General features: G+C 67.3%; 26 protein-coding genes. 10 read left to right on the top strand and 16 right to left on the bottom strand.

Annotated elements, in window-relative coordinates; translation table 11 throughout:
* Window positions 1–11: 11 nt before the first annotated feature.
* The 8 genes from ACODT0_RS02145 to ACODT0_RS02110 all read right to left on the bottom strand — a co-directional run bounded on the left by ACODT0_RS02145 (window position 12) and on the right by ACODT0_RS02110 (window position 8,180).
* On the bottom strand, window positions 12–1,085 hold the full coding sequence (locus tag ACODT0_RS02145; RefSeq protein WP_489040425.1) for an N-6 DNA methylase: 1,074 nt from the start codon (window positions 1,083–1,085) through the stop codon (window positions 12–14).
* A complete protein-coding gene (locus ACODT0_RS02140; RefSeq protein ID WP_489040424.1) occupies window positions 1,085–2,056 on the bottom strand; it encodes a hypothetical protein in 972 nt (323 codons plus the stop codon). Before ACODT0_RS02140 ends, ACODT0_RS02145 begins: the two co-directional genes overlap by 1 nt.
* Window positions 2,049–3,929: an ORC-CDC6 family AAA ATPase gene (locus ACODT0_RS02135; protein ID WP_489040423.1), complete on the bottom strand. Its 1,881-nt coding sequence runs from the start codon at window positions 3,927–3,929 to the stop codon at window positions 2,049–2,051. The genes ACODT0_RS02140 and ACODT0_RS02135 overlap by 8 nt, the downstream gene beginning before the upstream one ends.
* 2 nt (window positions 3,930–3,931) lie before the next feature.
* The gene (locus tag ACODT0_RS02130; protein ID WP_489040422.1) at window positions 3,932–4,849 is read right to left on the bottom strand and encodes a phosphoribosyltransferase-like protein; all 918 of its coding nucleotides are present in this window, start codon (window positions 4,847–4,849) and stop codon (window positions 3,932–3,934) included.
* Window positions 4,839–5,513: a dUTP diphosphatase gene (locus ACODT0_RS02125; protein WP_489040421.1), complete on the bottom strand. Its 675-nt coding sequence runs from the start codon at window positions 5,511–5,513 to the stop codon at window positions 4,839–4,841. The genes ACODT0_RS02130 and ACODT0_RS02125 overlap by 11 nt, the downstream gene beginning before the upstream one ends.
* Before the next feature lie 600 nt (window positions 5,514–6,113).
* A complete protein-coding gene (locus ACODT0_RS02120) occupies window positions 6,114–6,536 on the bottom strand; it encodes a GNAT family N-acetyltransferase (protein ID WP_489040420.1) in 423 nt (140 codons plus the stop codon).
* A 34-nt stretch (window positions 6,537–6,570) separates the two neighbouring features.
* The gene (locus ACODT0_RS02115) at window positions 6,571–6,846 is read right to left on the bottom strand and encodes a hypothetical protein (RefSeq protein ID WP_489040419.1); all 276 of its coding nucleotides are present in this window, start codon (window positions 6,844–6,846) and stop codon (window positions 6,571–6,573) included.
* A 101-nt stretch (window positions 6,847–6,947) separates the two neighbouring features.
* The gene (locus ACODT0_RS02110) at window positions 6,948–8,180 is read right to left on the bottom strand and encodes an MFS transporter (RefSeq protein WP_489040418.1); all 1,233 of its coding nucleotides are present in this window, start codon (window positions 8,178–8,180) and stop codon (window positions 6,948–6,950) included.
* Between the two features lie 122 nt (window positions 8,181–8,302).
* On the opposite strand from ACODT0_RS02110, the gene ACODT0_RS02105 reads away from it, so the two are divergent.
* Window positions 8,303–9,241 (top strand): LysR family transcriptional regulator, encoded by a 939-nt coding sequence (locus tag ACODT0_RS02105; RefSeq protein WP_489040417.1) that lies wholly within the window; start codon window positions 8,303–8,305, stop codon window positions 9,239–9,241.
* Between the two features lie 61 nt (window positions 9,242–9,302).
* Here the strand turns inward: ACODT0_RS02105 and ACODT0_RS02100 are convergent, their stop codons facing one another.
* The 4 genes from ACODT0_RS02100 to ACODT0_RS02085 all read right to left on the bottom strand — a co-directional run bounded on the left by ACODT0_RS02100 (window position 9,303) and on the right by ACODT0_RS02085 (window position 12,008).
* Window positions 9,303–9,713: a hypothetical protein gene (locus ACODT0_RS02100; protein ID WP_489040416.1), complete on the bottom strand. Its 411-nt coding sequence runs from the start codon at window positions 9,711–9,713 to the stop codon at window positions 9,303–9,305.
* A gap of 160 nt (window positions 9,714–9,873) precedes the next feature.
* Window positions 9,874–10,515: a hypothetical protein gene (locus tag ACODT0_RS02095; RefSeq protein ID WP_489040415.1), complete on the bottom strand. Its 642-nt coding sequence runs from the start codon at window positions 10,513–10,515 to the stop codon at window positions 9,874–9,876.
* A gap of 24 nt (window positions 10,516–10,539) precedes the next feature.
* The gene (locus tag ACODT0_RS02090; RefSeq protein WP_489040414.1) at window positions 10,540–10,905 is read right to left on the bottom strand and encodes a VOC family protein; all 366 of its coding nucleotides are present in this window, start codon (window positions 10,903–10,905) and stop codon (window positions 10,540–10,542) included.
* A gap of 104 nt (window positions 10,906–11,009) precedes the next feature.
* Window positions 11,010–12,008 (bottom strand): quinone oxidoreductase family protein, encoded by a 999-nt coding sequence (locus ACODT0_RS02085; protein WP_489040413.1) that lies wholly within the window; start codon window positions 12,006–12,008, stop codon window positions 11,010–11,012.
* Between the two features lie 87 nt (window positions 12,009–12,095).
* On the opposite strand from ACODT0_RS02085, the gene ACODT0_RS02080 reads away from it, so the two are divergent.
* The 3 genes from ACODT0_RS02080 to ACODT0_RS02070 are packed head-to-tail and all read left to right on the top strand — an operon-like array spanning window position 12,096 to window position 14,432.
* Entirely contained in the window at window positions 12,096–12,419 is a 324-nt protein-coding gene (locus tag ACODT0_RS02080) for a 2Fe-2S iron-sulfur cluster-binding protein (protein WP_057594183.1), read from the top strand.
* Window positions 12,420–12,423: 4 nt separating this feature from the next.
* Window positions 12,424–13,242 (top strand): SDR family NAD(P)-dependent oxidoreductase, encoded by an 819-nt coding sequence (locus ACODT0_RS02075; RefSeq protein ID WP_203206908.1) that lies wholly within the window; start codon window positions 12,424–12,426, stop codon window positions 13,240–13,242.
* Complete coding sequence (locus tag ACODT0_RS02070; protein WP_489040412.1) at window positions 13,239–14,432, top strand: MFS transporter; 1,194 nt, start codon at window positions 13,239–13,241, stop codon at window positions 14,430–14,432. Before ACODT0_RS02075 ends, ACODT0_RS02070 begins: the two co-directional genes overlap by 4 nt.
* Before the next feature lie 4 nt (window positions 14,433–14,436).
* On the opposite strand, the gene ACODT0_RS02065 is transcribed toward ACODT0_RS02070, so the two are convergent.
* A complete protein-coding gene (locus ACODT0_RS02065; protein WP_489040411.1) occupies window positions 14,437–14,937 on the bottom strand; it encodes a hypothetical protein in 501 nt (166 codons plus the stop codon).
* Window positions 14,862–15,458, bottom strand: a complete 597-nt coding sequence (locus tag ACODT0_RS02060) for a hypothetical protein (protein WP_489040410.1) — start codon at window positions 15,456–15,458, stop codon at window positions 14,862–14,864. Before ACODT0_RS02060 ends, ACODT0_RS02065 begins: the two co-directional genes overlap by 76 nt.
* Window positions 15,459–15,608: 150 nt before the next feature.
* On the opposite strand from ACODT0_RS02060, the gene ACODT0_RS02055 reads away from it, so the two are divergent.
* Window positions 15,609–16,025 carry a DUF1801 domain-containing protein gene (locus ACODT0_RS02055; RefSeq protein ID WP_489040409.1) on the top strand — a complete coding sequence of 139 codons (417 nt, stop codon included), beginning with the start codon at window positions 15,609–15,611 and terminating at the stop codon, window positions 16,023–16,025.
* An 18-nt stretch (window positions 16,026–16,043) separates the two neighbouring features.
* Here ACODT0_RS02055 and ACODT0_RS02050 read toward each other — a convergent pair whose 3' ends face one another.
* Both ACODT0_RS02050 and ACODT0_RS02045 read right to left on the bottom strand, forming a co-directional pair.
* On the bottom strand, window positions 16,044–16,643 hold the full coding sequence (locus ACODT0_RS02050) for an NAD(P)-dependent oxidoreductase (RefSeq protein WP_489040408.1): 600 nt from the start codon (window positions 16,641–16,643) through the stop codon (window positions 16,044–16,046).
* The gene (locus ACODT0_RS02045; protein WP_172705340.1) at window positions 16,643–17,350 is read right to left on the bottom strand and encodes an NIPSNAP family protein; all 708 of its coding nucleotides are present in this window, start codon (window positions 17,348–17,350) and stop codon (window positions 16,643–16,645) included. Before ACODT0_RS02045 ends, ACODT0_RS02050 begins: the two co-directional genes overlap by 1 nt.
* A 134-nt stretch (window positions 17,351–17,484) precedes the next feature.
* Here ACODT0_RS02045 and wrbA point away from each other — a divergent pair, with 134 nt between their 5' ends.
* The 5 genes from wrbA to ACODT0_RS02020 all read left to right on the top strand — a co-directional run bounded on the left by wrbA (window position 17,485) and on the right by ACODT0_RS02020 (window position 22,460).
* Window positions 17,485–18,102, top strand: coding sequence for an NAD(P)H:quinone oxidoreductase (gene wrbA / locus ACODT0_RS02040; protein ID WP_057594190.1), 618 nt, complete (start codon window positions 17,485–17,487; stop codon window positions 18,100–18,102).
* Between the two features lie 55 nt (window positions 18,103–18,157).
* Complete coding sequence (locus ACODT0_RS02035) at window positions 18,158–19,006, top strand: IclR family transcriptional regulator (protein WP_057594191.1); 849 nt, start codon at window positions 18,158–18,160, stop codon at window positions 19,004–19,006.
* 153 nt (window positions 19,007–19,159) lie between these two features.
* Complete coding sequence (locus tag ACODT0_RS02030) at window positions 19,160–20,008, top strand: helix-turn-helix transcriptional regulator (protein WP_489040407.1); 849 nt, start codon at window positions 19,160–19,162, stop codon at window positions 20,006–20,008.
* 83 nt (window positions 20,009–20,091) lie between these two features.
* Entirely contained in the window at window positions 20,092–20,682 is a 591-nt protein-coding gene (locus ACODT0_RS02025) for a hemerythrin domain-containing protein (RefSeq protein WP_489040406.1), read from the top strand.
* Between the two features lie 2 nt (window positions 20,683–20,684).
* Window positions 20,685–22,460, top strand: coding sequence for an FAD-dependent monooxygenase (locus tag ACODT0_RS02020; protein ID WP_489040405.1), 1,776 nt, complete (start codon window positions 20,685–20,687; stop codon window positions 22,458–22,460).
* Window positions 22,461–22,466 lie beyond the last annotated feature (6 nt).

The raw sequence follows: 22,466 nt of genomic DNA, 5'->3' as shown, positions 1-22,466 counted from the left end.
ACAAGTTGCACCTAAACCAGGACGTCGCTTGGAAGCACTGCCAGTGCAGAACGCGGCGCCAGCCAAATCTCTGCAAGCACCGCTGACGCGCGCTCCACTGTGATGTACGGGGCCCCAGTTCCTCGATAAGCAGACGCAAAAGTCGGCCAGGAAGCAAGCACCATTCGCCTCAATGTCTCGACCTCGGCCTCCGACTCGCAGACCACGCCAAGTACGCAGTCCGAAAGCGTTACCCTTCGACCCGCTGCAAGCACACACAGCTTCCCGGGCGTGACGAGCCCAACCCGAGGGAAAAGCAATGCAGGCCCTATTAGGACGCCGCCCTGCACATGCTCACCCGAGTGAGTCACCGTGCCGTTCAGCAGGTTGTTTGTATGCACCAGCGGCCTGCCCTGCCTGACCGGAACCACCGTGCGGGAATGCATCTGAACGCGGCCTCGTGAAATCGTTAGTGCGAGGGGGGGGGCGACCTGCTCGGCCACTGAGGCGCGAACGTTTACCTTCGTCATCCGAACCAGGCAGGTTCGCGCCCTCACGCCCTGGAACGCAGACCTCGCGTTGTCCCGGATGACCTCGACGTTGAAGTGCTCGCGCAGCGCACGCCACACGGTCTCGTCATGCTTGCTAACCATGCAGCCGTCCGGCAGAACCGCCAAGATGGTTCCATCTGGCCTCAAGAAGGGAATGCTGTTGACGACAAACGCCATCGCGATGCTGGCGTAAAACACCTCATTTCCAATCGCAACTTCGAACGTCTGTCGGTTCCTGCGGGAGAACGGAGGGTTCAGCAGGACCAAGTCGACGCCTGCGAGGTGGTTCCGCAGCGACGATGACCGCACAGAGCGCGGGCTCAGGAAGTCCGAACACGCAGTCCGCCATTTTGGTCGGCTCTTTCGAAGGCTGGCCACCGAGACGGCAGACACGTCGTTGGCAATCATCGAAGCCGTCGGCCAGCGACGCTCGGCCGCGAGCAGGAGGCTTCCCTCGCCACATGCAAAATCGGCGATCGAGAGCGTGCGGCGGCGCGGTGTAGCGAGACCCACCAGCGCGTCGGCAAGCTCGGGCGATGTGTAGAAACGGTCCATCAGCGCCGCCCCGCTCCGGTCGTCATCGAGCTGCCGCCTGCGCCTGCGGTGATGGCGCCAACGTGATAGACCAAGAGCCTATCAAGGCCGTTGGTGCGACCCTCCTTGCGAATCGGGTTGTCATAGATGAGCTCAATGCGGCTCGGCGACGTCAATGCGAACATCACCGCGCCCAGTGCATGCGGCTTCGTGCCAATCATGGCGACCTTCAACGTGGAGTTGGGATGACGCCGAGCCAATTCCTGCAGAAGGTAGAAGCAACTGAAGGGGCAGTTCGCCGGGACGAACTGGATATGGTGCCAGGCGCTCGTCTCCTCCAGCGCGGCCCTGTTCCCCATGTAAGTCTCGAAGACGTACCAGGGCTTGAAGCCCGGGATGCCTACCACCGGCACTATCCGCTCGTGGCTTGGCTGCACCTGCTCGATGACATGGCGAAACCTTGCCCCCTCGAACCCCAGCAGCGGCACGAAGACTGACTCTTCCGTCGTGGAAATCGTTGCGAAGCCCGGCATTGGCGCGATGCCTGCGATGCGTGCACTGAGGTCGTAAATTTGGCCTTCAAGCGGTGCCGCGCTTCGCTTGTACCGATACGGTTCCACGTAGACAGCACGCACCTCCATCCTCGCGGCGATGGCCGCCCGGATGAGTGCAGCCCAGGTCGGGTGGCTTAGGCCGGTGATGTCGACGTACAGGACTCGGCCTGTTCCAAGGGGAGCAAGCAGCCTCGAAAGCGATGCGGCACTCCGCAGGAAGAATTCCTCCTCGACGCCGGACACCTGGAAACCAGAGACGGATTCAGTAGTGACCTCGATGAGCTCAACGTCCGTGCAACTCTGTCCCCACTGGCCGGTGTGACCGCTGCGGTCTTCATTGGTGACGCGATAGATGTACGCGCTCCCAGGCACGGGCGTAAAGAGACTAACTGACTCGAAGGTGTCAGTCAGAATCGGCTCGCGCTTCAACTCACGCATAGAAGTCGCCGAACAGCTGCATCTGGTCAGGAAGATCCGCTTCGGACTCCCTGTGATTGAGCTTCAAGACGGCTTCGATGCCCTCTCTCGGCTTGTCCACCAAGCTCAGCAGGTTCGCCGTCGACAGCAGAACCTTCCGCTTTTTCCGGTGGCTAAAGACAAAGAAGGGCGCAAAGATGGGATGAATCATGTAGTCGTAGGCCTTGGTATCCCGCTCATCCAGCGGCTTGCTGCCGGCATACCTGACCAACGCCAAATGCATCACCGAGTGCTTGAGCAGGTCCATGGCCTTCTCATCACTGTCGGACTCCTGCTCTTCGCGAAGGTGGAATTGATTCGCCTCGGGCGTGTGTCCAGCAGGCGATTCAGCCAGAACGCCAAAGACTCGGCCAAGGCTCAACAGCAACTTCGTCAAACGTGCGCCGTCAACACTGAGGCCCTCCAGCTCGGATAGGTTCTTCCGCCCGACCGCCTGCGCAGCTCGGGTCTGAACTTCGGCGCTGATGGGCGAGAGCGGTTCACCGCCTTCTTCGTCATGAAGGAGAAGTGCCGAGTGCACCAGTTCAAGAAGGTAGCGGATGTTGCCTTCGCAGAGCGATAGGTAGACGTCCCAGCCGCTGTAGTACTTCCGGATGCCCCGCTTGCCGTTGCGGATGGCGAATAGCGATGCATGAAAGTGGTTGTTGAAGCGGTCCTTGCTAGAAGAACTGTCCGTAAGCCACGCATTAATCTCCTGGGAGAGCGTAGTCGTCCCCCTATGAGAACTCGCCCAATAGTCCAAAAAGTACTGAACGCCAATCGGAAGTGCCTTTGCAGCTTCGAGCTGCGCCGGCGAGCTCGCCGCTTCTATCGCCTTGCGGACGCGAGCTTCTTGACCCTTGTCAATCAGGCGCGCGGCCTCATCGAGGTCGTCCAGCTTGGGGAACAGCGAAGGGAAGTTTGCGACGACGGAAGTACCCTCAAACGTCCCTTGGTATCGAGCCGACAGAACACCCTCGGCGAACGACTTGAAGCGAGATTCCGTCAGCATCTCCGCAATGGAAATGCGTGCGTAGTCCGCCGGGGAGGTCAACTGCTCGTTTCCATTCAGCGTTGAACGCTCTCGCCATCCGAGCTCTCGGACACCGACTTTAAATGTGTAGGCCCCCTGCGAGTGCTTGATGATGGTGTTGAGGATGCGCTGCTGATAGTCCTCGAAATTCTCGAACTCGTCGATGAGGAAGAAGAACTGCTTGCCGGCCAGTTCCTTCGTACGGAGCAACGCCGAGGCAAGCGCATCCACCGGCGCACCCTGCATCGAGAGAAAGGTCGGCGGCGCGTCTACGATGCTATTGATCGACGCCTCGAAACCCAACATCTGAAGTTTGACTTCTTGAGCCAGGTCAGCCAGGCGGCCGTCAGACTTGAGGCCGAGGGTCGCGCGGAACGCTGCAAGGTCATTCGAGTCCAGGGACAAGTCTCGGTCCGTCTGAAGCTCGTACCAGCAGGCGAACTCCAGGAGCTGCGTGCAGAACACCAAATTCAGATAGTGACCAAAGCAGGCGCGCCACCTTTCCTCCGACAGCTCCGGTCCCCGGAAAGCCGTCACGCGGTTGGTGTTTACGCGGTGGTATAGGCCAAAGAACTGCCAAGTGTCGATGACACTCTTGTCAGATTTGGCGAAGGCGAACTGACCTTGGTATGAGAGGCCCTGCAGGACAGTAGTCTTCCCAGTGCCCCGCCCTCCAATGAGTACACACGGCCGATTCGTCTTCAGCAAATCGAAGTAGCCCGGTACGGTGAACAAGTCGAACAGCTGCTCGCGAAGCCATTCCGCCTTGTATAGGCCAAGCACCGTGCTCAGCTTTTCGATAGACCCGTTCTGGCTCGTCATGGTTATTTCTTCAGGAGCGGCTTCCAGCCGTTCTCTTGGTGCGTGAAGATAGGCAGCACAGCATCTGGCCACCCATGTTCGAAAGCAAGCGCCAAGCCGAGCTTTCGGTAGCCCATCCAGCACCCCTCCTGTCCATCGCGAAATGGGATGCCGGCCTTTACGCTCGCGCGCTCAACAAAGAGGGGGCCCTCGACCTTCATGTCGTCCCGCCAAATCACCGAGCTGCTAGACAGAGCGCTGTACGTCTCCGGGAGGGAGTGCGCAGGCGCAAGCTTCACCAACGGGCACGTTTGTGCAATGTAGTCACGACCGACATCGGTGCAAATCAAGGGGCAGTAATAGAAGCCCACCGCGCCTGACCCGATAGTGGCTACGAGCGACTTGAACGACGCCGCTCCCAGATCAGATAGCTGGTGAATCTTTGTCCACGTGTTCTCGAACTGTTCGCCGGAACCGACAAAGTCGTCGACAAAGATGACGTTGCCGCGAGGGGTTGCCTTCAGCTGGTCGAGTGCCTTCGCTGGCGAGAGCAGCTGTTCCTCCTGCACTCCGAGCTTGTTGCGAGCCAGCCGGGTGAAGATAAAGCCGCTGTCTGCATCGCTGCTGTAGTTGCCCTCGGCGCGGACGACGATGGCCGACTCCAGGAACTGGGTCCACTGCGAACTGGCCGAAAAGTAGTTGTCCTTGTTCTGGACCACCAACTGCGACAGGTTTTGGAAGGCACCCTGGAACAGCGCGCCCACCAGCTCGTCCGCGAAGTAGGTGAAGCCTTCCAGCAAGCGGATGGCGTACTTTTGATCGACGGCATCGAAGTTCTCGAGCCAGCCTTTGGGGTCAAAACGTGTCGCCCGTGGCCACAGCTGCGCGCTGACAAAAAACTTCCAGTTCTCGGCAACGGTTGGTGGCAGCTCAACAGCCACGTGCTACCTCGTCGTACTTTTTCGACAGCTGGCCGTAGAGCTCGGACGCGAAGGTGGCTGGGTTCTTGTCCAGGCCCGCAGCGAACTCCACCAACCATACGTTGTCCTCGCGGCCGTCCCAGGTCTTGACGTACGTGCCTGCCTTGTAGCCATGGTCCTGCCGGAACCCGTTGAGCACGTTCTTCCCTACGTACATCTCGTAAAGCGTTTGCTCTTCCAGACCGACGGCACTGGCGAGCTCGCAAAAACCAGCCAGGTCGAAGCGCCTTGTCGTCAGCACGGACGTCGCGAAAGCCTCCACTAAGGCGATGCGCGCCGCAGAGTCGTCAACGCCAACGCCGCTGCGCTTTGCGTAGACGATGTAGGCACCGAGAAGCTGCGTTGCAGCGGCGTCCGCCGTCCCGTGCTGCTGCAGAAGCTCGCTCAACCCAAAGTGGAAGATGTCGACCAACTCCAGGTGAACCTGCGGAATGTCGGGCGATTGATGCTTCCACCACTTCCAGCCAATGTGGTCTACGAGCTCAGCGCACTCCGTCCAAATCGCCCGGAACCAGGCGTTGTCCGCATCGCGCCAATCGGGGCTAATCCTGCTGTTGATGCTGTCCTGAAGCGCGAGCATGGACTGCAGTCGGCTCCTCAGCGTGACCTCGCCCGCAGTACTCATGTTGTTTCCTCAAGTGTTTTACGTTGATATCTTAAGTTAACCCGGGCCATGCAGGCCCCCTGCAACGCCGCATTCTCGGGACATCGACCGCTCCGTCGTCCGGGGTGTAGAGCAGCGGTGACCTAGTGATTGTTCGACGGAAGCCAGTGCGGGCATCGCGTACCTACGTTCCCGGTTCGGCTTCAAAGCTGAGCGCCAGCGCTTCGCAAGCCTGCCTTAGGTCGTCCATTTCCGCTTCGGGACGGGAGTTCGAAGGTGCGCGGGCCATGAGTGGTCATTAGCCCCTGCTAGTGCTAGAAGTCTCCCGCAGGCGAATTCCGATCTCAAAGATACAGCAGTCATTGAGGGCGACGCGGATCGAATGACGGATGACTGCCACTCCTGACCTTCAGGTGGCGACCCGCGAACGGCCTTGACCAGTCTCAGCAGAAATCGGCCACATCAGCCCGAAAGCTTTCTGCGGCCGGTCAAGGCCATCGAAGCAGCCGCTTCCTTCACATTGAAGTCCGCGTTGTCGAAATGGAACCCGCACTCGACCGGCCCTACGTGCTTCACGCTCGCTCATCCAATGAATTCCTCCATGGTCTGCAAACACTATGGCTACAGCGCCTTCTTCATGTACGCCACGTAGAACCCCTGGATGTAGTCATCGATGCGCCCGAACTCTTCATAGCCTTGCTTGAGATAGAACTCACGCGCCTGCCACTCGAAGGTGTTCAACGTCGCATTTCGGGCACCCAGCTCGCGGGCTTTCTGTTCCGCCGTTTCGAGCAGCCTTCGCCCCAGGCCTTGGTGCCGAGCCGCATCGTCCACGTACAGCAGCTCCACATTCAGCCAGTGCAATAACACGAATCCTCGCAACCCACCCACGAGCCCGCCCGTGTCGCCCTTTGCGCTGACCCAGACCGGCTGCACCTGCCCGTACTCGCCGACAAACCGATAGTTGAACTGCCGCATGCGGCGGCCCAACTCGCCCGAGTGCACCTCTTCAGCGGTTGGGGTGTAGATCTCGAAGTTGCTCATGATTCAAGAGCCGGCTTCCAGCCGGCAGCGGTAGTCAAAGCCAGCGAGACGCGGCGTCACCGGCATCCATCTCGACCGGCGCACGCGACGCGATGAGCGTCGCAGCAAGATTGGCCCCGGCAACGGCGACCAACGGGCGGACCACTTCCTCGCCTCCCGCCACCAGATGCCAGGGAAGATTGAACAGCGCAACCGTCCCCAGACCGGTGAGCAATCCGAGCTGCGAACCCTGTCGATACAGCGTCAAGGTTCTGCCAAGGCAGGGCATCGCGAATCGGGGCTCTCCGCGCAAGCGTCGCAGCAAGGACATGGCCGTCTCCTCGTCTTCGGGTTTCTTGGCGCGCATCGTGCCATAGAGCCAAGCGCCCGTTCCGGACCGCCCCGCCGTCAGCACCGGGCCAGGGCTCGATCTCAGCGCGTCGACGTGCGACGCCGGTTCGAAGGGAACGCGCTGGCCCGAAAGCGCCACGCCACCCATGCTCCCGCGCATGCCAACGCCGCCATGAGCCAGGGAAACACCGCGCTGCCCACGGTGCCGAGCAGCACGCCTCCCAACAGTCCGCTGGCCGCGAACGACAGGTTGAAGACCGTGACCAGCATCGATTGCGCGATGTCGGACGCGTCTCCGGCCGCATCGGCCAGCGCGGTCTGCAGCAGCGTGGGCGCGCCACTGAAGCTCAATCCCCACACGCACACGCCGATGAACACGAGCGTGAAGGATGAACCGGCCTCCCCAAGCGCCACGCCGACCGCCGCGAAGGTGCCGAGCGACCCCAGGAGCAACGCGCGCAGATGACGGTCGACGAGCCAGCCCACGCCCCAGAGGCCGATGGCCGTGGCCAGCCCGAAGCTCAGCAGCAGGGTATCGAGCCGGTCGAGCAGGCCGCGCTGCGCGAGGAATGGCGCGATGTACGTGTAGAGCAGGTAGTGCGCGAAGATCCAGAGCATGACGATCAGCAGCACCGGCCCGACACCGGGCGTGGCCAGCACCCGGCGATAGTCCGCCCGCTCGCCGCCGTCCCGGCCCGGCAGGTCCGGAACGCTCGCGCGCACCCAGGCCACCAGCACCAGACCGATCGCGGACATGCCGCCGAACATCCAGCGCCAGCCGATCTGACGGCCGAGCCACGCCGCCAGCGGCACGCCGAACGACAAGGCCAGCGGGATGCCGACCATGACGATTGCCAACGCGCGACCTTGCAGGTGGCTCGGCACCAGGCGCCGGGCACAGGTCGCCAGTTCGCTCCAGGCCAGGCCGGTCGCGAGGCCGACGACGAGGCGCGCAGCCAGCGAGAGTGCCAGGTGGGTGGAGAGCGCGGTCACGGCATTGCAGGCACAGAACCCAGCCAGCGCGAGCAGCAGCACCTTGCGGCGCGACCACGCACGGGTGGCCGCCGTGAGCGGAATGGCGGCCAATCCGGCGCCGAGCGCGCACAGCGTGACGAACTGTCCGGCCCAGGCCTCGGACACCCCCAGGCCCCGCGCGATCTGCGGCAGCAGGCCCGCGGGCACCGCCTCGTTCGCCGTGGCCATGAAGCTGGTCAGGGTCAGCGCGAGCAGCGCGGCCCAAGGCAGCCGCGTGGCCGCATCCGGCTCGGAAGAAAGGTCGCTGAGGCGCGATGCGCCGCCGATGGCTCGTGTCATGTCGGATGCTTCCTGTGTGTGCGGGGCCCTGGCCAGCCAGGACGGAAGCCGGCAGTGTGCGGCTGCGCTCCAACTTTGATAATTGGGCGGAAAATTGAATGAACTTCAAATCCAAGTGAAAGATGGCAACCGATCGATGGGGCGACATGCGCCTGTTCGCGGAGACGGCCTCGACAGGCAGCCTCTCCGCCGCCGGACGCAAGCTGGGCTTGTCGCCCGCGGCGGCGAGCGCCCGGCTGAAGAAGCTGGAGACGGCCTTGCGCGCGAAGCTGCTCGACCGCACGACCCGGCACCTGCGGCTGACCGAGGAAGGCCGGCTCTATCTGGCGCACTGCGAGGTCGCGCTGCAGAGCATCCATGAGGTGGAAGCCCTGCTGCGCGAGGGGCAGGGCATGGTGCAGGGCAAGGTCAGGATCTCGGCCTCCACCGACTTCGGGCGGCAGGTGCTCGATCGGTGGCTGGACATGTTCGCGAGCCTTCACCCCGGCGTACGGGTGGCATTGACACTGACCGACTCGGTGTCGAACCTCCACCAGGACAACGTCGACCTCGCGATCCGTTTCGGGCAACCCGAGAACAGCGCCCTGGTCGCACGGCGGCTGGCACCCAATTGCCGGGTGCTCTGCGCCTCGCCCAACTACCTGGAGCGCCACGGCACGCCACGCACGCCCGAGGCGCTCGCGGACCATCGCTTCATCGTGCTGGTGACCGCGGCCGGGCCGCTCAACGAATTCCACTTCGCGCGAGGCGGCGAGACCTGGCAGCACACGGTGCGGATGGCCGATGCATGGGAAACGAACGATGGAGGACTCGTGCGCGCCTGGACGCTGGCGGGACGAGGCATCGCGCGCAAGACGATCTGGGATGCGGCCGAGGATGTACGGTGCGGCCGGCTTCGGATCCTGCTACCGGAGTACGTGGCGAAGGAACCGGGTGTGTACGCGATACGGCATGCCACGCAGTACATGGTCCCGCGGGTGCGGGCGCTGCTGGACTTCCTGGCCGAGCAATTCGCGCAGGAAGCCGAGCGGATGCGGGATATCTGGCCCGGCGAACGCTAGGCCTGCAGCGGCTGCGGCCACTGCAAGGCGCCCGCTCGCGCGGGCACCTTCATGGGCTTTCTTAGCCCTTCATGGCCTTGATGTCGGCCTTGGCCTTGTCGTGGTCGGCCTTGGCCTGGTTCACGCAAGCGCTCTTGGCATCGCCCGACTGGTCATCGCACTTTTCCTTGGCGACTTCGTAGGTGGCCGTGGCCTTCTCTTCGGCGACCTTCTTGGCGTGGCCGGCGGTCGGCTTGTATTGCTGTTCGAGTTCGGCCTTGGCCACGTTCTCCGTGCCCTTGGCCTGCTTCTCGCAGACGTCCTTGGCGTTGTCCTTTATCGTGTCGCACTGGGCCTTGGCGACCTTGTAGTCGGCCTCGATCTTTTCCTTGGCGACCTTGTACTGGTCCTTGGTCATGCCGTCGGCCGCGTTGGCTGCGCCCATGGCGAAGCAGCTCGATGCGATGGCGAGAACGAGAAGATGTTTTTTCATGAGAAGGCCCCTGTTTGGTTGAGTGTCTTTGTCACCGAGCCGCCCTGTGCGGCTGCAGTGAATGCACTCTAGGAAAACAGGGGGGACGAGCAGGTAGGACGACGGCGCTCGGGGGGCTAGGCAGAGGCCACGGCTGCGCGCAAGCGCAGAGAGGGCGCGCTCAGTTCTGCACCGTGACCCACACGGCCCGCGGGTCGCATTGCCGCGCGCATGCGAACACGTAGACCTCGTTGCCCAGAAAGAGCACATAGCCTCGGGCCGAAGAACCGTCGGGCTGCTCGGGTGCATCGGGCAGCTTGAGAAACTGGAAGCTGTCGCTGACCTGGCACACGAACGCCATCGCAGAGCCGCAGGAACAGGTGAAGCTTTCTTCATCCTGCACCCACTCGGGCTCGCCACCCACCGCGATGCGGTAGTACTCGTCGGCGGGCGCATCGGCCACCACGAGCTCGGCGGTCTGAAGCACAGGGGGACTGGGCACGCGATGCATGGCCCGCGGCTTCTCGAGCGACGCGAACCAGTGGCCTTCGCCCTGGTCCCAGTAGGCCGGCGGCAGCGCTTCGAAGGATTCGAAGCTCGGGATCTCGTTGTGCTCGGGGCACATGAGCACCGACAGCCTGCTTCCGTCGAAAAACGGAAGCTCGGCCGCGCGAGGCAGCGTGAACTGAAGGAAGGGAATCATCTGCCGGTCGCACTGCGTGCAACATGGCAGCCCCTGGCCCTCGGGCGCCAGGTAGGCGCCGCCCACGGAGTCCTGCGGAGATTCGCTGTCGAAGCGCAGGTTGAAGAATTTCTTCGGCACGTTTTCTTTCCTTGGGTCGGGCCTTCAGGGCTGCTGCACGATCTGGATCTCGTTGCCCGCCGGGTCGCGCAGCGTCGCGAGAATCCCGCCCCATTGCTGCCGCTCGGGAAGCCCGATGAACGCGACGCCGAGCGACGAGAGTTCCTTGTACTTCGCCTCGATGTCCGCCACGTCGAAGGACAGCCCCGTGAAGCGCCCCACGAGCACCTGGTCTTCCGTCGGGGCGTCCGCGTCGACACGCTCGACCACCAGGTTCAGCGGCCCCGAGCCGAACACGCAATAGCCATGTTCGCGTCCGTCGGCCTTCAGCGGCAGGCCCAATGTCTGTTCGTAGAAACGGGCAGCATCGCCGAGGTCCTGGACGAAGATTCGCGCGGTGTGAAGTTCCATGGTGCCTCCCCCCGGGGCTGTGTGGTGCGGTCGAACGGCATCCTAAACGCGTGCCTCCATCAAGGACAAGCAACATCGTCAACGGCGACCGCGCACCGCTCCCTTCACGGAATCAACAACACCGACCCCACCGTCCTCCCCTGCTCCACGTCCGCATGCGCCAGCGCCGCGTCGGCCAGCGCATAGGTCCGGCTCACCTCGACCTTCAGCGCGCCGCCGCGCACCAGGTCGAACAGCTCTTCGCAGGCCTGGGCCCGAGTCTCCGGCGTGATGGCATGGAAGCCGAAGCCCGGCCGGTGCAGCGCGAGGCAGCCCTTCTGCGCCAGCAGCATCAGATCGAAAGGCGGCACCGGGCCCGAGGCGTTGCCGTAGTTCACGACGGCACCGAAGGGGCGCATGCAGTCGAACGACGGGATGAAGGTGTCCTTGCCGACGCCATCGAAGACGGCCGCCAGGCCCTGCGGCGCGAGCTGCTTGGTGGCGGCCACGAAATCCTCCTGGCGGTAGAGGATGGTGTGGTCGCAGCCGTGCGCGCGTGCGAACTCGGCCTTGGCCTGCGAACCGACGGTGCCGATCACGGTGGCGCCCAGGTGTCGGCTCCATTGCGTGAGCAGGCTGCCGACGCCGCTCGCGGCGGCATGCACGAGGATGGTGTCGCCGGGCTGGGGCCGGTGGCAGCGGTGGATGACCACCGAGGCGGTCAGTCCCTTGAGCAGCATGGCGGCGGCCTGGCGGTCGTCGATGTCGTCGGGCAGGCGCACCAGGCAGTCGGCCGGCAGGTTGCGCGCCTCGGCGTAGGCGCCGGTGTCCTGGAAGAACAGGCCGCCGGTGCCGGCATAGGCCACGCGGTCGCCCGCGCGCCATTCGGTGACCTCGGCACCCACCGCCTCCACCACGCCGGCGGCCTCGTTGCCGAGGATGACGGGGAAGCGCGGTCCGCGGCCGAGGTAGAAGCCGCCGTTGCGCACGTTGATGTCGGAGAAGTTGAGGCCGATGGCGGTGTGGCGCACGCGCACCTGGCGCGGCGCGGGCGGCGGGAGTTCGAGGTCAAGGGCTTCGAGGACCTCGGGCCCGCCGTGGCGATGGATGGCGATGGATTGCATGCCGCCGAGTGTGCGCACGCGGCGCCCGTCGCGCCCGTCCCCTCCGAGGGGACTGACACCGGGGCGAGCGCGCCCGACAGTGGCGCCATGACCAAGGCCACCTTCATCTGCGCCGACGGCGCCCGCCGCGACGTCGACGTTCCCGTCGGCACCAACCTCATGCGCGCCGCCTGCGACCACGGCATCGACGAGATCGTCGGCGACTGCGGCGGCTCGCTCAGTTGCGCCACCTGCCATGTCTTCGTGGAAGACGGCCCCGCGGACGCACTGCCCGCCATGGCCTCGACCGAGGACCAGATGCTCGACTACACGGCCGCGCCGCGCCAGGCCACGAGCCGGCTCTCGTGCCAGCTCGTGATGAGCGCGGCGCTCGACGGCCTGGTGCTGCGCATCGCCAACCCGCAAGTCTGACGCCATGACCGCAAACTGGCTGCAACTGGAAGACAAGGTCTGCGTGGTCACCGGCGCGGCCGGCGGCATCGGCATCGAGATCGCACGCGAGCTCGCATCGGTGGGCGCCAGGGTGGCGCTGCTCGACCGCGACGAGGCGGGCGCGGCCCGCGCCGCGGCCGACATCGCGGAAAGCGGCGCGCGCGCGATCGCGCTGGGCTGCGACATCACCGACAAGGCCGACGTGGAACGCGCCGCTGCCGCGGTCGAGCGCGAGCTCGGGCGCTGCGACGTGCTGGTGAACAACGCGGCCACGATCTACGCCGCGGCATTGATGGACATCGACATCGAGCGCTGGCACCGGCTGATGGCGGTGAACCTCGACGGCTTCCTGCTGTGTGCGCAGGCCTTCGGCCGCCAGATGATCGCCGCGGGCGGCGGCAGCATGGTGCACGTGGCCTCGATCTCGGGCCGCGTGCCGCAGCCCTACAGCGGCCCCTACAGCATCAGCAAGGCGGGCGTGAAGATGCTGTCGCAGCTGCTGGCGGTGGAGCTCGGCGAGCACCGCATCCGCAGCAACGTGGTGAGCCCGGCGATGGTGCGCACGCCGCTCACCGAGGGCATCTACACCCAGCCCGAGGTGCTCGCGAAGCGCGAGGCCATCGTGCCGGCCGGACGCATCAGCGGACCGAAGGACATCGCCGAGGTGGTGGCCTTCCTGGCCAGCCCGCGCTCGGGCTACGTGAACGGGCAGGACCTGCTGGTCGACGGCGGCCTCAGCACCGCCTGGCTGTCGCTGATTCCCCGCCCCGGTTTCGAGAAGCAGGACGCGCAGGCCCGATGACCCGCGTGCGGCCGGGTGGCCTGGCGGCGTTGGCCACGGTGCATTGCTGCAGCAGCGCGATGATGCGCGTCTGCGATCCGATGCTGCCCGCGCTGGCGCAGAACTTCGGCGTCACCACCGGCCGCGCGGCGCTCACGGTGTCGGTCTATGCGGTGGCCTATGGGCTGCTGCAACTGCTGTTCGGCCCGCTCGGCGACCGCTTCGGCAAGCGCCGCACCATCGGCTTCGCGGCGTTGGGCTGCGTGGCCGGCAACCTGCTCGCGCTGGTGGCGATGAGCCTCGAGATGCTGGTGGTGGCGCGCTTCCTCGCCGGCGCCGCGGCGGCCGGCATCATCGCGCTGGTGCTGGCCTGGGTCGGCGACACCGTGCCCTATGCCGAGCGGCAGCCGGTGCTGGCGCGCTTCCTGATGCTGTCGCTGGGCGGCATGATCGCCGGGCAGTGGGTGTCGGGCGTGCTCACCGAATGGCTGGGCTGGCGCGCGGTGTTCGCGCTGCTGGCCGTGGTGTTCTGCGTCGGCGGGCTCGCGATCAGCCTGAACCGCGAGGTGCGCGCCGAGCCGGTGCGCGCGCCCTCCGGCCACGGCCATGGGCATCTGCGCGACATCCTGCGCGTGCTGGCCGAACCCTGGGCGCGCTGGATGCTGCTGGTGGTGATGGCCGAGGGCGCCTTCGCCTTCTCGGGCCTGGCCTTTCTGCCGGCCTTCCTGGTGCGCGAATACGGCCTCGGGCTCTCGAGCGCGGCGGGCGTGGTGGCGCTCTATGGCGTGGGCGGCTTCTTCTATGCGTTCGCGGCGCGCCGGCTGCTGTCGGTGTTCGGCGAAGGCGGGCTGGTGCTGGGCGGCGGCATCGCGCTGGGCCTGGGCTGGCTGGCGCTCGCGCTCGGCCAGCACTGGGCGCTGGCGCTGCCGGCCTGCCTGGTGGCGGGCCTGGGCTTCTACGCGCTGCACGGCACGCTGCAGACCCATGCCACGCAGATGGTGCCCGCGCTGCGCGGCACCGCGGTGAGCCTGTTCGCCTCGACCATGTTCCTCGGCATCGCGCTCGGCGTGGCCGTGGCCTCGGCGGCGGTGGACCGCATCGGCACGCGGCCGGTGTTCCTGGCCTGCGCGGCGGCGCTGCTGGCGATCGGCGCGGGCTTCGCACTGAGCCTGCGGCAGCGGGCAGCGGCGAATCCGCGCCCGGCCGCCTGAGCGCTCACACGCTGTCCCAGCGCACCTCGCCGTTCTTGCGCACCGTGCGCTTGCGTGCCGCCGGCATCACGTAGAGCGCGTCGAGCACGAGTTCGCCCGGCAGGTCGGACAGGTGGTCGAGGTCGTCGTGCTGCGGCGGCAGCAGGAAGCCCGTGCTCTCCTCCATGTCGAGGAACAGGAAGCCCAGGCACATGTGCATGGCCTTGCGTCTGCCTTCGGGCGAGGCGCGCAGCAGCGCATCGACCGTCATGCCGGTGTGGACGTAGCCCCACAGGCGGCCGCGATAGCCCGCATGGGCCACGAGGCACTTGATGCGCATGTCGGTCTCTTCCACCGAAACCAGGAACACGCCGTCGGCGGTGTACCAGGTGAAGCTCCCGTCGGGGGTGCGCTCCTCGCGCAGGGTCCAGGGGCCGTCGAGTTGCGCGATCACCTCGAGGATCTCGTCCTGCAGGCGCAGGCCGCCGAGGGACTCGCCGGGGACGATGTCGGCGTCAAGATCCATGGGCGGACAGCACCATGCGTTTCCCACCGTCGCGCCCGATCTCCTCGCGCACGCGCAGCCAGCCCCGCGCGCCAGTCCTCGAAGTCGACCTCGATTCCGCGCGCATCCTCGAACACGTAGTCGCGCCACAGCAGCCGCGCCGCGCCGCCCTCCAGGCGCACGAGGTAGGCCTCCTCGCCATCGAAGAGTTCGGATGCCTCGGGCAGCGCGGAATAGGGGCGCGAATCGGTGCCGGCGACGGCGAATGCGAGGCGCACTTCTCCACGGTGCCAGGCGGCGAGATCGGCGAACAGGTCTTCGGCCGGCGCGTGCGCCATGCCGGGCAGCAAGGCCTGCCGCGCCGTTCTCTCGAGCATGTCGTCGATCGCGGCCTGGACCAGCCCGACGACCGACCAGACATCGGGGTCGCCGATCTCGCCGGTTCCGGTGTCGAGGCGGACCTGGCAGAAGCGATGCGTGCCGTCGGACGAGGCGCGCACATCGACATGCCAGGCCAAGGGGGTGGTGTTTTTCTCGGTCATCACCCGCAGGGTACTTCCATGTGCGCCGTTCCCGGTGGCGAGCACCGCCACGTACCGTCTTTCGCGTTCGCCGCGTCCCTATGCAGAATGCGTTCCTCGCCCACGCGCGGCCATCGCGAAGGGCAACGACAAGAACCAGGAGCAGCACGAATGACGAAGCCGGATTCGAAGACGGACCTCCCGATCTCGGAGCAGATCGACCGCAAGATCGCCGAGCTCGGCGACTGGCGCACCCAGACGCTGGGCCGCATGCGGCAGCTGATCAAGGAGGCCGATCCGGAGATCGTGGAGGAGCTCAAGTGGATGGGCACGCCGACCTGGTCGCACGACGGCATCGTCTGCACCGGCGAGTCGTACAAGGGGAAGGTGAAGCTGACCTTCGCCAAGGGCGCCTCGCTCGCGGATGCGGCCGGCCTGTTCAACGCGAGCCTCGAGGGCAATGCGCGGCGCGCGATCGACATCGGCGAAAGCGAGACGGTCGATGCGCAGGCCTTCAAGGCGCTGTTCCAGGAAGCGGTGGCGTTCAACGTGACGAAGAAGGCGGCGAAGGCGAAGCGCCCGGCATAGCCCGCCGCGGACGAAAGCTCAGTCGCCGATGCCCACCAGCTGCCGCGGATACCGCCGGGCCTCGAGCTCGTCGACCAGCGCGCAGGCGAAGTCCGCATACGAGATACCGCTGCGGCCCTGCGCATCGCTGACCAGCGCGCCGACCGCGCAACGGTAGCGGCCGCTGCGCTCGCCCGGCGCGATGCGCGCGGCGGGCGCGAGGCAGGTCCAGTCGAGCCCCGAGGCCGCGAGCAGGGCGACCGCTTCCTCGTGTGCCCTGACCTTGGGCAGCAGTTCGGCCGGAAAGTCCGCCGTGTCGGCCAGCCGCCGCCCCGGCGCCACCGCGAGGCCGCCGGCACCGCCCACGGTGACGATGCGCATAACGCCCGCCGTGCGCATCGCCTGCAGCATCGAGGCCGTGGCGCGCACCAGCAAGGGCGCCACCTCGGCCGGCGCGCCATAGGCGCTGACCAGCACGTCCTGCCCTTGCAGCCCGCGCGCGAGCGCCTCCGCATCGAACACGTCGAACTCGGCGCGCGGCAAGGGCCGCAGCAGGTGGCCGCGGCGCGTGGCCTCGAGCGCCACATGCCGTCCCACGCGCCCGGTGCCGCCCACCAGCGCGATCTTCAGCGGCGCCATCAGGCGATGCGGCCCAGCCCGGCGCGGATGGTCGCGCCCGGCGCGGGCTCGAGCAGGTTGACCTCGGCGCGCTGGAACAGCGCCGTGCCATGGCGCGCGCGCTGCGCTCCGAACTCGGCCTGCAGCGCGGCATCGCGATCCAGCCGCTGGCGGCCCGCATGCCAGGCCGCGGCGTCGGGCCAGGCGTAGAGCAGCACGACCTTCTGCATGCCGGCGCCGGCCGCCATGTCCCACACGGCGAGCACGCGCGCGCCGGCCTCGCGCACGCGCGGCAGCCAGGTCTCGTGCAGGAACACATTGGCGTTGGCGTTCTGCCCGGGCGCGATCTGCTGCTGCACCAGCTCGTGCAGGCCGCCCACCGGCACGGCGGCCTCGGCTCCCGCAAGCGCCGGCCAGGCGGCGTTCGGCTTCAGGAAGAACAGGTCGTGGCGCTCCACCATCTCGTGGCCCGCGTTGGTCTCGGCGCGCACGCGCCACCACTCGGCGTCGGCATAGAAGCTGGCCCACACGGCCTCGCGGTGCGCGTAGTCGCGGTAGGCCATCAGGTAGACGAAGCGCGGCGCGTCGGGGCCGGCCACGGCCTGCCAGCGCGCGACGCAATCGACGCCGTGCTTCTCGAACAGGGCCGGGAAATGGTGGTTGAAGCGGTCGTGCACGTCGGCCATGCGGCCCGGTGCCACCGAGTAAAGACGCAGTTCGTGGATCATGGCCGCCACCATAGCCATGGCACGGCGGCTGTCTGTCCCGCCGCAGGGGGGCATACCGCGCGCGGGTCGCTGCCTATGCTGGCCGGCGGCGGGCACCGTGCCCGCAACTCCTACAACAACCCGACCCGCGCACCATGGCCAAGCTCACCATCGTCTACTACAGCAGCACCGGCCACACCTGGCGCATCGCCCAGGCCATCGAGGAAGGCGCGCGCGCCATGGGCGCCGAAACGCGCCTGCGCAAGGTGCGCGAACTCGCGGGCGCCGAGGCCATCGATGCCAAGCCGGCCTGGAAGGAACACCTGGAGGCCACGCGCGAGGTGCCCGAGGCCACGCCCGACGACCTCTCCTGGGCCGACGGCTTCGTGTTCGGCACGCCCACGCGCTTCGGCCTGCCGGCCGCGCAGCTCAAGCAGTTCATCGACACGCTGGGCCCGCTGTGGGCCGCGGGCGGGCTGCAGGACAAGGTGGCGGGCGCCTTCACGGGGGCCGGCAACCTGCATGGCGGGCAGGAATCGACGCTGCTCGCGCTGCACAACATCTTCTATCACTGGGGATCGGTCATCGTGCCGGTGGGCTACACCGACAAGCGGATCCCGGCGGCCGGCGGCAATCCCTACGGCAGCAGCTTCAGCGACGGCCGCGGCCAGGGCCTGCCCGCGGAGAAGCTCGACGCCGCGCGCTACCAGGGCGAGCGGCTCGCGCGCTTCGCGGGCGTGCTGGCGGCGGCCCGCGCACAGGCCGCCGGCTGAGGCAGGCGGTTCCGATGCCCGTGCTAGTCTCGTGCGGATGGTCCCGCCCTCCCCCATGAAAGATGCGAAGTCCGGCCATGGCGCCGACGAGACGAACGGCACGGGCCCTGGCGCCGGCGACGAGGACGCGGGCGGCGTGCAGGCGGTCGACACCGCGGTGCGCGTGCTGTCCGCGCTGATCGACACCGGCGCGCCACTGATGCTCAAGACCGTGGCCGAGCGCGCCGAGATGCAGCCGCCCAAGGCGCACCGCTACCTCGTGAGCTTCTGCCGCAGCGGGCTGGCCGAGCGCGACGCCGCCAGCGGCGGCTACCGGCTCGGGCCGCTGGCGGTGCGGCTGGGCCTCGCGGCACTGCGCCGGCTCAACGTGGTGCAGGTGGCCTCGCCCACGCTGGGCGAGCTGCGCGACGAGCTCGGCTTCACCGTCGGCCTCGCGGTCTGGGGCGCGGCCGGGCCGACCTTCGTGCGCTTCGAGGAGACCAACGACGCATTGATCATCAGCGGCCGCCCCGGCTCGGTGATGCCGATGCTGACCTCCTCCACCGGCCGCATCTTCGGCGCCTACCTGCCGGCCTCGGTGACGGCGCCGCTGATTGACCGCGAGCTGTCGGGCGTGCCGCATCCGGGCGCGACGCCGAACCCGGCCGCCGGGAAGATGACGCGCGCCGATGTCGAGACGCTGTTCGAGTCGGTGCGCAAGCGCAAGCTCGCGCGCATCCAGGGCGACCTCAATCCGGGGCTGCACGGCGTGTCGGCACCGATCTTCGACCACGCGGGCGCGGTGGCCGGCGTGATGACCGTGATGGGCTCGGCCGGCCTGATCGACACCCGGCTCGACGGCCACGTGGCGACCGTCCTGTCGGCGCGCGCCGAGGACGTTTCGCGCCGCATGGGCTGGGGCTGAAGTCGCCTGCCGCAGCGCAGCGGAGGGTTTCTCCTCACACAGTCAGGATTTCGATGAGCGTAATCTGATTACGGAATTTGAAACCTGCCCGGAACACAGAAGTCCGGGCAGTTGGCGCCCCACAGGCGCCTGGCGGTACCCCAGGAGACAACGATGATGACGGTGATGATCCAGGACCGGCCCGCGGCCGCCTCCTCCTCGGAAGCGCAGCTCGCGCGCCTGGTCGACGGCATGGGCAGCGAGCGTTTCGCGCCCGCGCTCGCGAACTACCTGCATGCGCTGTGCGGCGCCGATCACTTCGCGGCCTTCCGCCTCGGCCAGGACGAGCTGCGCGAAGTGGCGGCCTGCTGCGTGCAGCCCGAGCGCACCGCGCGCGACCGCGTCGAGAGCTACGTCAAGCAGGGCCTGTGGAAGCACGACCCGGCCATGACCGAGGCCCAGCGCCGCGTCGACGGCGCGGCCGCCACGATCATCCACGTCGACTTCAGCGACCACGAGTACGACGACCTGCGCCCGCGCGTCTACCCGCACGTGCGCGACCGCATCCTGCTGTGCGGCCGCGGTACCAACGGCGCCTTCGGCCTCAGCGTGCTGCGCGCCGACCCGCACACGCCGTTCGCGCACGACGGCATCGAGCGCCTCGCGCAGGCGGCCGAGCTGCTGCTGGCGATGCTCTCGAAGCACGCCGACGTGTGCCAGAGCCGGCCCGACGTGGCGCAGGCGCTGACCACGCTCGAGGAGATCGAGAACTGCATCGTGGCGACCAGCCCGCTGCCGCGCCGCGAGGCCGAGGTCTGCGCGCGCATCCTCTACGGGCTGTCGTCGGTCGGCATCGCGCTCGACCTCGCGGTGAGCGAGGAGACCGTGAAGACCTACCGCAAGCGCGCCTACCAGCGGCTGGTGATCGGCAGCGAGCGCGAGCTGCTGACCTGGTATCTCGCGCGCTGGGGCCGCTGGAGCGCGGAGCGCTTTCAGACGATGGCCTCGCGCGCGCTGCACTAGAGCGCGACGTCACGCGTCCCCTGCAGCGGGACTGACCCCGGCGCCCGGCTGTGCCCCAATGAGGCCATGCCCGAGTCGCACCGATGCCGCCCCTGCTCCAACCCTCCGCCGTCCAGCTGATCCTCGAGGATCACCAGGCCCTCGCGACGGTGCTGCGGGCACTGGGCGACAGCGTCGAGCAGGCGCGCCGCTCGGCCCGCCGGCCCGACTTCGAGGAGCTGCGCGCCATGCTGTTCTACCTCGACGAGATGCCCGCGCGCATGCACCACGCGAGCGAGAGCGAGCTGCTGTTCCCGAAGATCCGCGAGCGCTGCCCGGCGCTGCGCCCGGTGCTGGCCCGGCTCGAGGCCGAGCACGAGCGCGGCGAGTCGTCGGTGCGCGAGCTCGAGCATGCGCTGACCGCCTGGGAGCTGATGGGCGAGGTGCACCGCGAATCCTTCCAGCTGCTGCTGCACACGCACTCGACCGTCTACCTCGGCCACATGGAGGTCGAGGAAAGCTACGTGCTGCCAGTGGCCGCCGACTACCTCTCGCCCGCCGACTGGCGCGAACTCGCCGAGGCGCTGGCGCGCCAGCGCGGCGACACCGATGCCGCGATGACGCAGGGCCACCGCGCGCTGTTCGCGCGCATCACCGCCCGCACCTCCTGCCCCGATCCCACGCTCCAGAAATGACCATGCAAGACATCGACGTTCCCGTTCTCATCGTCGGCGGCGGAGGCTGCGGCCTCGCGGCCTCGCTGTTCCTCTCGCGCCAGGGCATCGCCAGCGTGCTGATCGAACGCCATCCGGCGCCGGGCCGGCTGCCCAAGGCGCGCTACATCAGCCAGCGCACCATGGAGCTGCTGCGCCAGTTCGAGGTGGCCGAGCGCGTCTACGAACGCTCGATGCCGCTGGCCCACATCTCGCACATCCGCTGGTGCACCACGCTGGCCGGCGACGGCGAGCTCGACCGCCGCACCTTCTACCGCATCGAATCCTTCGGCGGCGGCTCGCTCGCGCAGCACTACGCGAAGGACAGCCCCTGCGAATCCACGCTCTACCCGCAGGTGCGCATGGAGCCGCTGCTGCGCGAGCTGGCCTCGGCCGAGGCGAACGCGCAGGTGCGCTACCACCACCAGCTGCAGTCCTTCGAGCAGGACGACAACGGCGTGACCGCGCGCGTGCTCGACCGCGACAGCGGCGAGGAATACCGCGTGCGCGCGAAGTACCTGATCGGCGCCGACGGCGGCAAGACCGTGGGCCCGACGCTGGGCGCGGTGATGAGCGGCGCGACCGACCTCGCGCACATGGTCACGGTCTACTTCCGCGCCGACCTCTCGAAGTACTGGGACGACGACCACTCGATGACCACCTGGTTCGTCAATCCCGAGGGCGGCTCCTGGGCCAGCGGCGTGCTGGGCCAGCTCGGGCCCACGCGCTTCGGCCGGCATTCCGAGGAGTGGATGTTCCACTTCAGCTTCCGGCCCGACGATCCCTCGCGCTTCGAGGAGTCGTCGCTGCTGCCGCGCATGCGCGAGCTGCTCAAGATCCCCGACCTGCATCCCGACATCATCGGCATCGGCCACTGGACGGTCGAGGGCGTGCTGGTCGACCGCTACCGCTGGGGCCGCGCGCTGCTCGCGGGCGATGCCGCGCACCGCCATCCGCCGACCACCGGCCTGGGCCTGAACTCGGCGATCCAGGACGCGCACAACCTGGCCTGGAAGCTCGCGGCCGTGCTCAAGGGCGAGGCGCACGACAGCCTGCTCGACAGCTACGAGGCCGAGCGCCGCCCGGTGGCCGCGTTCAACATCCAGTGGGCGCTGATGACCTTTCAGAACCACCAGCTCACCGATGCCGGCATCGGCCTAGTGCGCGGCAACGCCGAGCTGAGCCAGGCGAACTTTCGCCGCTACTTCGCCGACGACGCCGAGGGCCGCACGCGGCGCGCGCGGCTGGCACAGATCATGGAAGTGCAGCGCATGGAATGGCAGGCGCACGACATCGAGCTGGGCTACCACTACGACCTCGGCGCCGTCATGCCCGACGGCACGCCCACGCCCGAACGCGATCCGCTGGGCCAGACCTACGTGCCCACCACCCGGCCCGGCCATCGGTTGCCGCATGCCTGGCTCGAGCGCGACGGCAGGAAGATCTCCACGCTCGACCTGGTGCGCCCGGGCCGCTTCACGCTGCTGACCGGCCGCCAGGGCTCGGCCTGGGCCGATGCCGCGGCCACGCTGGCGCATGGCGCCGGCTTGCCGGTGGACATCGTCGAGATCCACGACACGGCCGCGGTGCGCGACATCGAGGGCACCTGGCGCTGCCTGCGCGGCGTCTCATCGGACGGCGCGATCCTGGTGCGGCCCGACCAGCACGTGGCCTGGCGCGCGATGGGTCGCGGCGACAGCGCGCGCGGCCAGCTCGCGGCGGCCTTCGCGAAGATCCTGCAACGCGATCTCGCGGCCTGATATTCC

This window comes from Variovorax sp. FG153, assembly GCF_057809595.1.
This window is presented reverse-complemented; position numbering and strand designations above follow the sequence as displayed.

What these genes read in the sequence shown, in the direction of transcription:
- ACODT0_RS02145 (WP_489040425.1), bottom strand. Translation starts at nt 1,085, where the DNA reads ATGGACCGTTTCTACACATCGCCCGAGCTTGCCGACGCGCTGGTGGGT.
- ACODT0_RS02140 (WP_489040424.1), bottom strand. Translation starts at nt 2,056, where the DNA reads ATGCGTGAGTTGAAGCGCGAGCCGATTCTGACTGACACCTTCGAGTCA.
- ACODT0_RS02135 (WP_489040423.1), bottom strand. Translation starts at nt 3,929, where the DNA reads ATGACGAGCCAGAACGGGTCTATCGAAAAGCTGAGCACGGTGCTTGGC.
- ACODT0_RS02125 (WP_489040421.1), bottom strand. Translation starts at nt 5,513, where the DNA reads ATGAGTACTGCGGGCGAGGTCACGCTGAGGAGCCGACTGCAGTCCATG.
- ACODT0_RS02120 (WP_489040420.1), bottom strand. Translation starts at nt 6,536, where the DNA reads ATGAGCAACTTCGAGATCTACACCCCAACCGCTGAAGAGGTGCACTCG.
- ACODT0_RS02115 (WP_489040419.1), bottom strand. Translation starts at nt 6,846, where the DNA reads ATGTCCTTGCTGCGACGCTTGCGCGGAGAGCCCCGATTCGCGATGCCC.
- ACODT0_RS02110 (WP_489040418.1), bottom strand. Translation starts at nt 8,180, where the DNA reads ATGACACGAGCCATCGGCGGCGCATCGCGCCTCAGCGACCTTTCTTCC.
- ACODT0_RS02105 (WP_489040417.1), top strand. Translation starts at nt 8,303, where the DNA reads ATGGCAACCGATCGATGGGGCGACATGCGCCTGTTCGCGGAGACGGCC.
- ACODT0_RS02100 (WP_489040416.1), bottom strand. Translation starts at nt 9,713, where the DNA reads ATGAAAAAACATCTTCTCGTTCTCGCCATCGCATCGAGCTGCTTCGCC.
- ACODT0_RS02090 (WP_489040414.1), bottom strand. Translation starts at nt 10,905, where the DNA reads ATGGAACTTCACACCGCGCGAATCTTCGTCCAGGACCTCGGCGATGCT.
- ACODT0_RS02085 (WP_489040413.1), bottom strand. Translation starts at nt 12,008, where the DNA reads ATGCAATCCATCGCCATCCATCGCCACGGCGGGCCCGAGGTCCTCGAA.
- ACODT0_RS02080 (WP_057594183.1), top strand. Translation starts at nt 12,096, where the DNA reads ATGACCAAGGCCACCTTCATCTGCGCCGACGGCGCCCGCCGCGACGTC.
- ACODT0_RS02075 (WP_203206908.1), top strand. Translation starts at nt 12,424, where the DNA reads ATGACCGCAAACTGGCTGCAACTGGAAGACAAGGTCTGCGTGGTCACC.
- ACODT0_RS02070 (WP_489040412.1), top strand. Translation starts at nt 13,239, where the DNA reads ATGACCCGCGTGCGGCCGGGTGGCCTGGCGGCGTTGGCCACGGTGCAT.
- ACODT0_RS02065 (WP_489040411.1), bottom strand. Translation starts at nt 14,937, where the DNA reads ATGGATCTTGACGCCGACATCGTCCCCGGCGAGTCCCTCGGCGGCCTG.
- ACODT0_RS02060 (WP_489040410.1), bottom strand. Translation starts at nt 15,458, where the DNA reads ATGACCGAGAAAAACACCACCCCCTTGGCCTGGCATGTCGATGTGCGC.
- ACODT0_RS02055 (WP_489040409.1), top strand. Translation starts at nt 15,609, where the DNA reads ATGACGAAGCCGGATTCGAAGACGGACCTCCCGATCTCGGAGCAGATC.
- ACODT0_RS02050 (WP_489040408.1), bottom strand. Translation starts at nt 16,643, where the DNA reads ATGGCGCCGCTGAAGATCGCGCTGGTGGGCGGCACCGGGCGCGTGGGA.
- ACODT0_RS02045 (WP_172705340.1), bottom strand. Translation starts at nt 17,350, where the DNA reads ATGATCCACGAACTGCGTCTTTACTCGGTGGCACCGGGCCGCATGGCC.
- wrbA (WP_057594190.1), top strand. Translation starts at nt 17,485, where the DNA reads ATGGCCAAGCTCACCATCGTCTACTACAGCAGCACCGGCCACACCTGG.
- ACODT0_RS02035 (WP_057594191.1), top strand. Translation starts at nt 18,158, where the DNA reads ATGAAAGATGCGAAGTCCGGCCATGGCGCCGACGAGACGAACGGCACG.
- ACODT0_RS02030 (WP_489040407.1), top strand. Translation starts at nt 19,160, where the DNA reads ATGATGACGGTGATGATCCAGGACCGGCCCGCGGCCGCCTCCTCCTCG.
- ACODT0_RS02025 (WP_489040406.1), top strand. Translation starts at nt 20,092, where the DNA reads ATGCCGCCCCTGCTCCAACCCTCCGCCGTCCAGCTGATCCTCGAGGAT.
- ACODT0_RS02020 (WP_489040405.1), top strand. Translation starts at nt 20,685, where the DNA reads ATGCAAGACATCGACGTTCCCGTTCTCATCGTCGGCGGCGGAGGCTGC.